The organism is [Limnothrix rosea] IAM M-220, assembly GCF_001904615.1.
Classification (GTDB): Bacteria; Cyanobacteriota; Cyanobacteriia; order Cyanobacteriales; family MRBY01; genus MRBY01.
The window spans coordinates 14,568-27,673 of the sequence record NZ_MRBY01000026.1 but is presented as its reverse complement, the minus strand read 5'-3'; the positions used below and the strand labels follow the sequence as shown (position 1 = coordinate 27,673).

The following is a 13,106-nucleotide window of genomic DNA, read 5'->3' as shown; positions in this document are numbered from 1 at the left end:
AGCATCTGGGACACAACAAACAAAAAACCTACCGATGAAGGTAGGCCGTAGATCACGCGCTAAACAGCGATACAAGACGTTACCCAGCAAACTCACTAGATGACTCAGCCGCAATCTTATTCTCCGACTGCTTAGTCTGCCAATTCTTTGAATCACCAATAAATATCATCAACTCATGAATAAATAAAATCACACCAGCCATTTCTAAACTTTCTTCAACAGTCGCGATCATCTTGTACATGAAGTCAAATCCCTGCGTCGAAGCATAATACCCACCAATCACTTCGATCCCTAAAGCCCCTCCCAAATAAAGCGAGGCAGCAATAATAAACATGCGCGCTGTCCTAGTTGGCAACTGCCGCATAAAATTCCAAAAATATGGAATTAGTAAAAGAATTAAAAGTGCTGCGGGAATGACCCAAGCATGGCGAAAAATTGCAACATCTTCAACATTTAATAAGGTTTTCACCGGTTTCATCAGCCGCTCATGAAAAGAAAGGAATTCGTCGATCGCCATCATCAAAAAACCGACGGACAACACAAGCCAGTGAGTAAAAGGAGCCTTTCTCCTGAACTGCATGAAAGAAATCCGACCGAGCAAAACCGACGCACCGAGAAGCAGCAAAGTTGAAAAACTAGCTGGAATATTCTTTTCCCCATCCACATTAAAAAAACGCGTCAACATAAACTGTAGAGAGTTATGGTGCGGCCAGTAGTACATTGCCCAGCCCAAGATACTTGCGGCGACAAGAGCTAATGCAATACCACTGAGAAAATATGCCGTAAGATGTGCCTTTGATTTATTAGCCCACATTTAACTCAACCTTAATGCTCAATAATCTAATCTTAGTTAAAAAAGCTGCTTTTTATTGAAGTCTTAATTGAAACTTTGATGAAGCTTTAGATTTTCTGGGTGAGATTGGTATTTTTTAGACAGCTAGCAACAGCTCAACCTTGACTATTAATGGAGCATAATTGAAGGATTAAAGTAAATGGCTGTTTGTCATTCAGTAATCTTATTGCGAGGGTTAGGAGCAACTAAATTACCTTAATGTGATGTCTGAACATATGGAGTAGCAGGGATTTCTGCGCTATCTAATACTGGATTTTGTTCTGCCTAAGCGTTTTGACTTGTTTAAGCTGCAATAGTAGTGCAGCCTCTATCTTTTTTTGCTTAGTCTAAAGTTAAATCGTCTGTCGGTAAGGCAAGTGAATGAAGTGAGAACAAGTCTACACTTTTTTATTTATGCGGTACTGTTCTCTCTGCTTATCGGTTAGATAGCGACTCTTTTGAGCATTAACTGAAATTAGTCTTTGGTCTTTTGCTAATGGTTGACTTCAGCTCCATATCCTGACGAATGCTTTGATATATATGAGGTATGTCATCAAATTGAGAGCAAAGCAGCAGTCATTTTCCTCTTGGTTTTGCAAGATAAGCTAATTATTTTCATCAAAAAATCCACCCTCGTTTAATCCAGAGTGGAATGATTGAAATATCATTTGTTGTTCAATCAATTATTCGGGAGAATCAATTAAACCGGGATGATCTAAGGGGCGATCGCCGGGTGCATCCCAGAAAAAACGTCGCTCAGATGCAGCAATCGGTTTGTCATTAATACTGGCTTCCCGACGGCGCATCAAACCCGCTGCGTCAAATTCCCAATTTTCATTACCATAGGCGCGATACCATTGCCCCGCATCATCCTGCCATTCATATTGAAACCGCACCGCAATCCGGTCATCGCCGTAGACCCACAGTTCTTTTACTAGACGATAGTTCAATTCTTTGTCCCATTTACGGCGCAGAAACTCACGAATATTTTCCCGACCCTGAAAAACTTCCGCCCGATTCCGCCAGAAACTATCCTCGGTGTAGGCTAGACAAACCCTATCCGGGTTGCGACCATTCCAAGCATTCTCAGCCATCCGTACTTTGGCGATCGCCGTCTCCCGATCAAAAGGCGGCACTAACTTTTTCGACGTTGTAGTCATAATTTTAAATAGCCTCGATTACCCTGAAAAATTCACAAAAAAGTGACTATCAGTTTCCACCAACAGCCACAATCAAACCATTATTTGCTCAGTAGCCCTGCCTTACCATTTCTTGTAGGGCAAGAACTTACCGCACATAATAACCTTCACGCGATCGCCCTTCGGATCTTCTTCGCGTTCCACATCAATCGAAAAATCAATCGCACTCATAATGCCGTCCCCAAACTTCTCATGGACAACCGCCTTCACAGGCATCCCATAAACCTGCATGATTTCATAAAAACGGTAGATGAGCGGATCAGTCGGAACCAAAGGATCTAAACCCCCCTTCACCGGACATTCCGTCAAAGGCTCAATCAAAGACTCATCAGCGGCGATCGCCTCAACAATCTTCGTCGCCTCCTCCACAGAAGCACTCGCTTGACGATAAAAAACAGACGCAATCCACACCTCATCACGGCCCACTTTCCCCTCCAAATCCGCAAAAGAAACACCAGCCGCCTTCTTTGCCGCCAAAAGCTTTTCCGTTACATCAGAAATTGCCATCATTCAAATCCTCTAAAAAATCAAAAATTACAATGTAAAAAAGTCGCAGTATGTTGATTAGCGGGTAATTCTCGCCGCCTCAACAGCCCGCGTTTCGCGAGATAAATGACGCTCCATCTCCACCTTCAGATCATGGTAAGCCGGATACTGATCCAACTCCTCACGATTACGCGGGCGAGGAAAAGGCACATCTAAAATCTCATCCACACCAGCCGCAGGACCACGGGTCATCATAATAATCCGATCAGATAAAAGCAGCGCTTCATCAATACTATGGGTGATCATAATTACCGTTTTCCGTTCCCGCTCCCAGATCCGTTCAATCTCATCCTGCAAAAAACCACGAGTTAACGCATCCAATGCCCCAAACGGCTCATCCATCAACAACATTTGTGGATTAATCGCCAGAGCACGGGCAATACCCACCCGCTGTTTCATCCCACCAGAAATCTCGTGGGGATGCTTTTTCTCCGCACCAGTCAAACCGACTAACTGAATATGCTCTTTAATCGTGCGTTGGATTTGCTTTTTCGGCATATCCGGATAAACCGTTTCCACCGCAAAATAAAGATTTTCTTCAACAGTCATCCAAGGCATCAGCGCATAACTCTGGAACACCATGCCCCGGTCTGGCCCCGGCCCAGTGATTGGCATACCATTCAGGCGAATTTCACCAGAGGTAACAGGCGAGAGACCTGCGATCATATCGAGCAAAGTAGACTTACCACAGCCAGAAGGGCCAATAATCGAAACAAAGGTATTCGGTTCGATATCAAGACTAATATCCTCGATCGCCACAAAATCCTTCGTTTTTTTACCAGTGACCTTGTCTAATAAACTTTGTTTACCGTGGAAGACCTTAGTTACATTACGAATCGAAAGTTGAGCCGTATCAGAAAAAGTATCTTCCGGTGTGAGGGGAGTTGCGTGATTCACGGGCGTAACACTCATTATTTTCGACCAAATGCAACAAACTTTTCGACAGCCGCAAAGCAACTATCTAGAATTAAACCGACCAAACCGATGATAAAAATCGCCACCAGAATATTGGGAATATATAAGTTATTCCACTCATTCCAAATGAAATAGCCGAGCCCCGTTCCCAACAGCATTTCTGCCGCGACAATCACCAGCCAAGCAATCCCCATACTGATCCTGAGACCCGACAAAATGTTGGGCAGGGCAGCTGGAATAATTACCTTAAAAATAGTTCGGAAGCGAGAAGCACCAAGGGTTTTTGTCACGTCCAAATATTCTTTACTGACATTCGCAACACCAAAGGAGGTATTAATTAATGTCGGCCAGATACTAGAAATGAAGATGATAAAGACACCAGTCTGCTCCGAATCGCGCAGGATATAGAGACCGAGGGGTAGCCAAGCCAAGGGAGAAACGGGCTTCAGCAGCTGGATAAAAGGATTGAAACCTTTTCTGGCGATGGGAGAAATGCCGATTAAAATTCCGAGGGGGACAGCGACCACAGAAGCTGCAATATAGCCGATCGCCACCCGCCGGAGACTAATCAGTAAATTCCACCCAATCCCCAAGTCATTAGGGCCATTGTCGAAAAAGGGGTGGGTCGTCCACCACCACAATTCCTCAAGGGTTTTAGAAGCAGTAGGCATCCCCTTGGCGAGAAGCTCCATGCGAGCGCCGATTTCCCAGACGGTGAGAAAGGTAATCAGCGCACCGAGAAATAGCAAAAATGCCAGAAAATTTTCGTTTTGCCAAAGGGATTCTTTCGGTCGGGCGTAGGCTGATTTTGGTAGTCGTTTACTAGTGACTGCCATGGTAAAAAACTCCTAAAAATTAAACGCCATATTCATCAATTTGCTGTTGCACATAGGCAGCGGGGTCAGCGGGATCAAAAGTGTCAAACTTGAGGGTTTCTTCCCGATAGATTTCCTCTGGAGCTTCTAGACCCAGTTCTGTGGCTAATTCCCGTGCTAAGTCGGTGAGGAAGACATCTGTGCCAACGGTGTCGTAACCTTTCTCTGGAATAATCGTGGGCGCAAGATCATCACCTTGGAGATCCCAACGCACGAGCTGAGACGAAATCCAGTTCGCAAAACTCTGCCAAGGATAGGGATCAAACCCAATTCGGTCGGGAATATCGAGGGTATTACCGTTACCATCGTCAAATTTTCCAGTAAGCACTGCTTCCACAACTTCGACGGGTTGGTTGAGGAATGCCCGCTCGGAAATCGCCTTGGCAATCTCTGGGCGGTTCTCTGGCACTTGGGCGTAGGCTGCTGCTTCAATAATGGATTTATTAAGAGCGCGGAATGTATTGGGGTTTGCGTCAATCCACTGGTCGCTGGCTGCAAAGGCACAACAGGGATGACCCGGCCACAATTCCTTAGTGAGCATATGGATAAAGCCTGCCCCTTCGTATACTGCGCGTTGGTTAAAGGGATCGGGCATGAGATATGCGTCAATATCACCGGCGATGAGCTGGGCAATGCTATCTGGTGGGGGAACGGGACGAATTTGCACATCCACGTCGGGATCGATACCGCCTGTGGCGAGGTAATACCGCAATAGGAGATTGTGCATGGAGTAGGGGAATGGCACGCCGATGGTGAAGCCTTTAAAGTCAGCGGGGCCATTAACTTTGCCTTTGTGACGTTCGGCAACGGTAATGGCTTGACCGTTAATGTTTTCGATGCTAGCGAGCTTCACACCGAAGGCACCGGAACCAAGGCCGAGGGTCATGGCGATGGGCATGGGGGCAAGCATGTGATAGGCATCTAATTCGCCGGCGATCGCCGAATCTCTGACCGCCCCCCAACTCGGCATTTTCACAACCTTGGCATTAAAACCATACTTCTCATAGAAGCCCAGAGGCTCCGACATAATAATGGGCGTTGCACAAGTAATCGGAATAAAACCAATTTGCAAATCCGTTTTTTCTAGGTCGCCAACTTCCACATCTGCCGGCTCATCACCAGCCGGAGGAGCCGTATCTTGACCACAACTCGCCAAACTCACGAGTGCAGCACCCACTGCCATATTGCGTAAAAATTCGCGGCGAGTCTGCTGACCATTACGAATCGCATCCGAGAAAAAGAGACCAGCTTTGGAGCCAAACGCCGCAGCCATCGCATTATCAAGGCCACCAGCCTGCTGACACAGATCCAAAATGAGCTTTTCTCGCTTGGGGCTACCCCGACCCACACGCTTGAGAAATAGCGCTTTTCTTAATTCGTAAGCATTAACGCCATCAGCGGCTTGCAATTGATTTTCCTGATAAAGTCCCATCTTGACGAAATCATCGACAAGTTCCACGGGATCTTGAGGCATTGTCGCCATAAAGTCCGCATGACCACCAGCGGCATGATACTCACCACAAGTTGCACAAAGTGTTTGTAGATTAGAGCGGCTAGGGTTCAAACTAGATTGCCCCAAACCTCGTAATGTTTGCTGCGCTGAAATCAAAGTCATAGTCCACGCCCACTAAAAAATTGACAATTGAAACCAAAGAAATTGTGTTTTCACTCTTGTTTGGTGTTTCAATAAAATTGCTGAAAGATGTTCATCATATTAGCAGCTACTTCGATAATGGACATGGGACTTTTTTTGGTGAAAATGTTGTTTTTTTATGCACTTTTTTTACTAATGTCAAAAAGGCTTTTTTTTGTTAAATCAACTACAGAAGGCATGATCTAAATGTTGATACTCTTTGTTTTCTGTCTAAAAAAATAATTATTTATTTTGTAGCAATTGTTGCTGTTTTGCGCCATTTTAAAGGCGTTTCGTCGTGGAACTTGCGAAATTGACTCGTGAAGTAACCGGCATCGGGGTAACCGCAATGGTTGGCGATTTCTCTAACTGTTTGGGTGGTGTTTTTAAGGAGTTTTCGTGCCTGCATCATTCGTCGGGCAATAATCCATTGCTTAATAGTTCGCCCGGTTTCTTTTTGCACTAAATTGGTTAAATAGGCCGGAGAATAGCCCACTTCCCTTGCAATCTCATCGAGCTTTACTGATTGATTGTAATGGGTCTCAATAAATCGGAAAATCGGGTTTAAAGTCTCATTATGGGGAAAGCAAAAATCTAGACTTTCTGATTCGTCAAATCTGTTCGTAACTGGTTGGGATGCTATACCCGTACTCGGGTTTTGATTGGATTGGCTAATGATTACATCTTGGTGACGTTGTAAGCGAACGGCGATCGCCTCTAGAAATTGCTCAACCGTACAGGGTTTCGTGAGATAGTCATCGGCTCCCAATTGCATACCTTGGCGCAATTCAGACATGGTGACCTTTGCCGTAAGAAAGATAAAAGGAATCGCGGCCGTTTGGGGCGATCGCCGCAATTTAGATAAAACAAAATAACCCGTTTGATCCGGCATAAGGATGTCACAAACAATCAGATCCGGTTGCTCACGCAAGGCCAGCTCAAGTCCATCTAGGGCATTACTTGCGGCACAGGTATCAAAACCTTCAATCTCTAAGCATCGAAGAAAGACATTGCGAGTTTGTGCTTCGTCTTCAATGATTAAAATTTTTGTCATCGATATACCAAATCAAGCACTAGCAAAAAACCTATGGCGATCGACCATAAAGCTTAATGTCATCCATTAGGGACTACTCGTTTAAATGTAAATGTAGTAAAAGTTACAGTAGTAAAAGTCACAAAAAAATAGCTTGCGACTTTTCTTGGTGATTTAAGACGTTGCAAAAATTGTTTGATCGGTCGATAAAACTAGTCCGAATGCTGTTCTCAAAATAATCGAGCAACAAAATAAGTCCCTTGTTGACGCTTTTGTGTCGTCGGTTAAAGCTCGGTGTCTTCGATGGAGCTAGACAATAAAATAAATCGCAATTCATTATATTGCTGAATAAATATATTGCTGAATAAATATATTGCTGAATAAATATATTGCTGAATAAATAATTCGTTTTAAACCAGTGGCTTGAGCAAAAAAACGTAATGTGAAAGCATCAAAAAAACTCCCAAAAGATATTTTGGAAGTTTCGCTTGAAGGGTGATATTTTCGACTGTTTTATTAGAGTCGGAGCGGCGGGATTTGAACCCACGACCCCCACTACCCCAAAGTGGTGCGCTACCAAGCTGCGCTACGCCCCGATTTCTCAACAGTTTTACATTCTAGACGCATTTTTTCAGAATGGCAAGCTTTTTGCGTCAAGAAATTCGGGAGTTGTTATGATAACGATGGCTTCGAGTTATTTCTCGTCCTTATCATTTTGTAAGTTATGCAGAAGAATTGGCAGGTAGGGGCTTTATTTGGCATCCCGCTATTCGTTGATCGCTCATGGTTTTTGATCCTCTTTCTCGTCACAAGTGTTGATGCGAATGATGTGGCAGTAAAGGCGATCGCCGGCTCAACGTGGCTAGCGTGGCTGATGGGATTAACGATGGCATTGTTGTTATTTCTGTCGGTACTACTCCATGAGCTTGGTCATAGCTTGACGGCTCAGGCTCAGGGCATTCAGGTGAAGTCGATTACGCTATTTTTGTTTGGTGGGTTGGCATCGATTGAACGGGAGTCGAAAACGCCTTTTGAAGCTTTTGCGGTGGCGATCGCCGGCCCCTTAGTCAGTCTTGCGATTTTTGGGCTGTGCTATGGCATTCGAGTTTATTCGCCAGAACCTAGTCTAATTAATTTTTTTGCACGGGATATTTCACGCATTAATTTAATTCTGGCCCTATTTAATTTAGTCCCGGGACTGCCGTTAGATGGCGGTCAAATGTTAAAGGCGATTATTTGGAAAGCAACGGGCGATCGCCTCAAGGGAGTCCGTTATGCGGCAACAAGTGGCAAATTACTCGGTAGCCTCGCTGTTGCCTTAGGACTATTCGTTGTCCTACTGGCCGGCGATTTTATGGGGCTATGGGTGGCACTCCTTGGCTGGTTTATTTTCCGCAATGCTAGTTCCTACGAGCGTTTTTCTGATCTACAGAGTATTCTTTTGTCCCTAACGGCTCACGAAGTGATGACCCGGGATTTTCGAGTCGTTAATGCCCATCTGTCTCTCGTGGAATTTACCGAAAAATATGTGCTGCCTCAGTTAACCATGGCTCCTAAAAAAGCAATTTTTGCGAGTTCAGAAGGACGTTACCGCGGGTTAATTCGGTCAAATAGTTTGCAAAATATTGAGCGGAGTCAATGGGATAGTTTAGAGCTGAACGACATTGCGATCGCCCTTGAACAGCTTGAATCTGTGACCGAGGACACAAATTTAGCGCAGGTTATTTGTCGTTTAGAGGCCCTAGAAGATAATTTTATTACGGTGCTTTCTCCCGCTGGCGCTGTCGCTGGCATTATTGATCGTGCCCAAATCACCCAGGCGATCGCCAAGCAATACGGTTTAGAATTGTCCCCTGAAGAAATCCAGAAAATACGGGCTGAACGCATCTATCCGAAGGGATTTCCCGTCGTCGAAATTGCCGCCCAACTCCAAGACGAAAGTTGAGGTACTGCCAGCTTTTGTGTCCTTTATAATGCAAAAAAAAGAATACAAAAAACGTTGAATTGGTGAGCGATCGCCCCACGTGAGCCAAGACATTTTATTGTGCAAGATTCCCAGCCGACTTTTAATCCCAAAACCTATCTTCAGCTTTATCTCAACGGCCAGTATGACCAGTTATCAGAAGCCTTTATTGAAGTACTGACCCATTTTGAAACGGTGCTTTATACGGAGGCTACGCCGGAGCTGGAATATTTTGTTGATGTTTTTATTAAAAATTTTCTGTATTTATTTTCCCAGCCGGACTACATTGTCGGCGATCGCCATGCCCTACGATTTATCCAACTCAACCCAGTTATTGCCAATTTAACAGCCATTTCCCACCAAAAAACAACGGATTATTATCTGCAAATGTTGCAGAAGCAGCCGCAAAATTTTATTAAAATTCTCACCTTATTAAACCCTCGCTGCACAACGACCATCGATTATCCTTTGTTATTTGATACCAATGCGACCCTTGCTAGCCACTGGTATTCCTATTACATCGAGCTGTATCTCTCCGCTCAAGTCAACCCCATCGCCCGCAAAAATCTCCGTAACCACATTGCCTATGCCGATGACGAAAGATTAGTGGAGTTTGCCAATATTGCGGATGTCTATTATGGCTCCACCTACATTAACCATGAGGGCGATCGCCCCATTAAACAACGTCTAAACCAAGCAATTCGAGCCAATACTTTTTGCCAAACAGCAAAGATTCAAAACTCTAATCCCAATCCACGGAAAATTGCCGTCATCACCGCTTTTTGCCACCAAAACCATTCTGTATATCGAACCCTTTACGCCTATTTAAAAGCTTTGGTTCCAGATTATGAACTAACACTCATTTACCTCGGCTCAAAGTTAGCCGATGTGGATCAAGCCTTATTTAAAGAAGTTATTCCCTTAGAAATTGTAGATGGGGCTTTGGAGATTGAACCTATCCGCCAAAATGATTTTGCGATCGCCTATTTTTTAGATATTGGCATGAGTCCAGAAAGTATCTTACTTTCAAATTTACGCATTGCACCTATCCAAATTGTTAGTACAGGTCACCCCGTTAGCACCTATGGCTCTGAAATTGACTATATGATGTCTGGCGGAGCTGTGGAAATCCGCTCCCTCGCAGCGAAACATTACGACGAAAAACTTATTTTGCTCCCCGGTAATGGCGCTGTTTACCAATGCCCTCACTATGAACTGCACCATCCCAAAAAAGCTCGATCTGAAGTCGTTATCAACTGTCCATGGCTTGGCCAAAAAATGAATGAGCCACTGATTAAATTATTAGGCTATATCCAAAAAAAAGCGACTAAAAAAGTATTTTTCCGCTTCTTTACTAGCCACTCCCTCCGTAAAAATGGCTTAATCCCTCTCATCGGCGATCTGTCTGCCATTTTGCCGAGCGATGCCTTTGAAATTATTCTTGGACAACCCGATAACGACTACATGGCATTACTAGAAGAAGGAGATTTTACGTTGGATTCCTATCCATTTGGTGGGTCTAATGTCATGCTCGACAATATCTATTTACGCAAACCCATTGTGGGCTACGAAGGTAAAAAATGGGCGAATCGTATCGGTTCTCAGCTGTTAAGACAAATCGGCATGGCCGAGCTCGTCACAACCAATGCCAATGACTATGTCAAACTTGCTCTAAAGCTTGTGGACAATACGGCCTATCGCCAAGGGGTGAACGATCGCCTCCGTAATATTGACCTCGATGAAAAGCTCTTTTCTACCGATGAACCCCAGCATTTTAAACGGGCGATCGCCTACCTGCTCGAAAATCACAACACCCTACAGCAAAACCAATCCCGCCGTCCCATTGAAATTAGCACTGATATTAGCCGCTAATTTTGTTTAGCATAGAGAGCATTATTTATTTTTTTGCGATTAATTAACCTATGTTGTTTCGTATTTGTGCCGTTGTGCTTGTTGGTTTGCTCTGGTGTCTAAACCCAGGGATTAGTTCCGCTGCTGCTCTATTTCCCGGCTCTTCTCCGGATAATCTCGGCGTTAGAGGCAACCACCTCACCCCCTGCCCCGCGACACCAAACTGTGTTGTGAGTGAAGATACCGACGCGACCCATGCCATTGCCCCCATCTCCTATGTCGGCGATCGCGCCACCGTTCGGCAGGCCCTAGAAGATGTTTTAAGCGTTGTGCCTCGCACAAAGATTATTGAGGCCACAGATACCTACTTGCGCGCTGAGTCTAGTAGCCGTCTCCTTGGATTTGTCGATGACGTAGAATTCTATTTCCCTGAGGATGAAGATATTATTCATATTCGCTCTGCGTCTCGCCTTGGCGAATCAGACCTTGGTGTTAACAAACGTCGCCTCGAGCAAATTCGTTTGGCCTTACAGGATTTAGAACTTTCGCCAAAAATGTGATTTAAATCACAAAAAATGAACTTTGAAATCACCCAATAGGGACAGATTTTTTTGGATTATATAAATAGAGAAATCTTAGCCAAAATAATGATGTCCCTTCCCAAAGTTCGACTTTTACCCGGAGCCGTATCTGAGATGCTTGCCTCAGTTTCTGATTCAGGTAAATTAAAATTGGGCGATCGCTACGGTTTATTGGCGGCATCTTTAGACGACAACCTATCCGAAGATGAAAGAAGAGCCATTAACCGGATTATTCGCTCTGTGACCCGCGGCAAAATATCAGTAACACAAGAACTTTAGACTTTTCTTCTTTTTTTATCGTTCTCCATAGAAATCATGAGCCTGTATAACGTTGGCGATCTCTCTCACTAGGTTAAATTGGATAATTAATCTAGTTCCATTGCACCAGAAAGCATATTTTGCCTCTTTTGCCAAACTCTTTGTAACAATTCTTACCGCGACTTTTAAATAGATCTCCATAATTGAGTATTAATTACTAAAAAATGCTCAGTGCAAGGAGTTAGAGTGAAACAGGTTGGACAAATGACTTGGAGTCCCAACGGCGGAACATCAGTAGGTGTATTGCATTTGCGTCTTAGTTCCTTTGAACCTTGGAAGCCCTACACGGAATTTCCCAAGTACCATAAGCCTGATTTACCTTCTAGCTCTGAGGGCTATGCGACATTTCTGGCGTTGATTCAGCAAAAGTGGGAATACATTCGCTAAGGGCTGATTGTGCTGCACATCTGTAATAGGCGATCCCTTGTCTTCTTTGCACGAAAGGCGATCGCCCCGACTTTCTAGCCCATGCTATCAACCAAAGTCCCAACAACGAATGTGCCTAGGGACTTGTGGCACAACATAAATAAATGTAACAATAGCAATAGAGTCTATTGACAAACTCCAGAAATAATTAAGCTAAAGAGTGTTTGCAGAATGAAGCTTTGCTCGGTTTCCCCAACAATCGTCACAGAATTTTTACAGCGATCAGTCGGTAAATGGCATTCGCAGCGGCGCTACTACACCCTCAATTCTACAAATGATCCTGTATTAGAAGCGGATTCTCAGCTGGAAGTGTTCTTTCTAGAAGGCGATCGCCCCGAACTACTAGAGCTAGCTAAAAAGCACGGACTAACACAACCAATCCCCTTTAGTTGCGGCGCAAAAATTGTCTGGGAAAGTACCTACACCAACGTCCAGCGTAAACCATTACAAGGAGAAACCCTCTTCGGCATTCAAGACAATAAAATGTATCGCGATCGCGGTTTTTCCACACCCAGACCAATCGTTGCCACCTTTGCGATCCCCAGCCCAGAAGTATTACATTTAGCAACAGCCTACGACGGAGCAGCATTCGAGGAAGAAATTAAATTTATTGGCCAAGGCCATCGCACTCGCCAAACTATCATCTCTAAAGCCGGACAGGAAGTAATGGTCGGGCAATACTTAGAAACGCGCGTCCTCTAAGGCATTCAAGTCAAGCGAAGAACTATCAAGCCCATAGAAATAAATGTGCCATAATTCAATAATTAACGTCAGTTATGGATAAGAATGTAGCCAAAATTCTTTAGAGAAAAGGAGACACGGAGAGGGAGAGACAGGGGGAAGCAACGAAAATTTGCATTTTTTGAAAGCGAGGATTGTTTGCATAAAAACATCTCCCGATCTCTCGCTCTTCCATTCACCGCGTCGTACTTCC

The 13,106-nt window shown here is 44.4% G+C and carries 13 protein-coding genes and 1 tRNA gene; 6 read left to right on the top strand and 8 right to left on the bottom strand.

The window, feature by feature from the left end:
* Positions 1-79 precede the first annotated feature (79 nt).
* The 8 genes from NIES208_RS11305 to NIES208_RS11265 form a co-directional block, all read right to left on the bottom strand.
* Positions 80-814 carry a hypothetical protein gene (locus NIES208_RS11305; RefSeq protein WP_075892791.1) on the bottom strand — a complete coding sequence of 245 codons (735 nt, stop codon included), beginning with the start codon at positions 812-814 and terminating at the stop codon, positions 80-82.
* 701 nt (positions 815-1,515) lie between these two features.
* A complete protein-coding gene (locus NIES208_RS11300; protein WP_075892789.1) occupies positions 1,516-1,992 on the bottom strand; it encodes a nuclear transport factor 2 family protein in 477 nt (158 codons plus the stop codon).
* A gap of 102 nt (positions 1,993-2,094) precedes the next feature.
* Complete coding sequence (gene cynS, locus NIES208_RS11295) at positions 2,095-2,538, bottom strand: cyanase (RefSeq protein WP_075892835.1); 444 nt, start codon at positions 2,536-2,538, stop codon at positions 2,095-2,097.
* 57 nt (positions 2,539-2,595) lie between these two features.
* The gene (locus tag NIES208_RS11290) at positions 2,596-3,489 is read right to left on the bottom strand and encodes an ABC transporter ATP-binding protein (protein ID WP_075892787.1); all 894 of its coding nucleotides are present in this window, start codon (positions 3,487-3,489) and stop codon (positions 2,596-2,598) included.
* The gene (gene ntrB / locus NIES208_RS11285; RefSeq protein ID WP_075892785.1) at positions 3,489-4,328 is read right to left on the bottom strand and encodes a nitrate ABC transporter permease; all 840 of its coding nucleotides are present in this window, start codon (positions 4,326-4,328) and stop codon (positions 3,489-3,491) included. Before ntrB ends, NIES208_RS11290 begins: the two co-directional genes overlap by 1 nt.
* Positions 4,329-4,347: 19 nt before the next feature.
* Positions 4,348-5,982 (bottom strand): ABC transporter substrate-binding protein, encoded by a 1,635-nt coding sequence (locus NIES208_RS11280; RefSeq protein ID WP_075892783.1) that lies wholly within the window; start codon positions 5,980-5,982, stop codon positions 4,348-4,350.
* 265 nt (positions 5,983-6,247) lie between these two features.
* The gene (locus tag NIES208_RS11270) at positions 6,248-7,054 is read right to left on the bottom strand and encodes a response regulator transcription factor (RefSeq protein WP_075892779.1); all 807 of its coding nucleotides are present in this window, start codon (positions 7,052-7,054) and stop codon (positions 6,248-6,250) included.
* A 501-nt stretch (positions 7,055-7,555) separates the two neighbouring features.
* Positions 7,556-7,629 (bottom strand) — tRNA-Pro (locus tag NIES208_RS11265).
* A 128-nt stretch (positions 7,630-7,757) separates the two neighbouring features.
* Here NIES208_RS11265 and NIES208_RS11260 point away from each other — a divergent pair.
* The 6 genes from NIES208_RS11260 (at position 7,758) to NIES208_RS11235 (ending at position 12,874) form a co-directional block, all read left to right on the top strand.
* Complete coding sequence (locus tag NIES208_RS11260; protein WP_075892777.1) at positions 7,758-8,978, top strand: site-2 protease family protein; 1,221 nt, start codon at positions 7,758-7,760, stop codon at positions 8,976-8,978.
* Between the two features lie 99 nt (positions 8,979-9,077).
* The gene (locus NIES208_RS11255) at positions 9,078-10,868 is read left to right on the top strand and encodes an O-linked N-acetylglucosamine transferase family protein (RefSeq protein ID WP_084176608.1); all 1,791 of its coding nucleotides are present in this window, start codon (positions 9,078-9,080) and stop codon (positions 10,866-10,868) included.
* 50 nt (positions 10,869-10,918) lie between these two features.
* The gene (locus NIES208_RS11250; RefSeq protein ID WP_075892773.1) at positions 10,919-11,407 is read left to right on the top strand and encodes a DUF1499 domain-containing protein; all 489 of its coding nucleotides are present in this window, start codon (positions 10,919-10,921) and stop codon (positions 11,405-11,407) included.
* Between the two features lie 87 nt (positions 11,408-11,494).
* Positions 11,495-11,707 carry a fimbrial protein gene (locus NIES208_RS11245; protein ID WP_084176607.1) on the top strand — a complete coding sequence of 71 codons (213 nt, stop codon included), beginning with the start codon at positions 11,495-11,497 and terminating at the stop codon, positions 11,705-11,707.
* 225 nt (positions 11,708-11,932) lie between these two features.
* The gene (locus NIES208_RS11240; RefSeq protein ID WP_216349400.1) at positions 11,933-12,133 is read left to right on the top strand and encodes a hypothetical protein; all 201 of its coding nucleotides are present in this window, start codon (positions 11,933-11,935) and stop codon (positions 12,131-12,133) included.
* A 210-nt stretch (positions 12,134-12,343) separates the two neighbouring features.
* A complete protein-coding gene (locus NIES208_RS11235; protein ID WP_075892767.1) occupies positions 12,344-12,874 on the top strand; it encodes a phycobiliprotein lyase in 531 nt (176 codons plus the stop codon).
* The last annotated feature ends 232 nt before the right edge of the window (positions 12,875-13,106 follow it).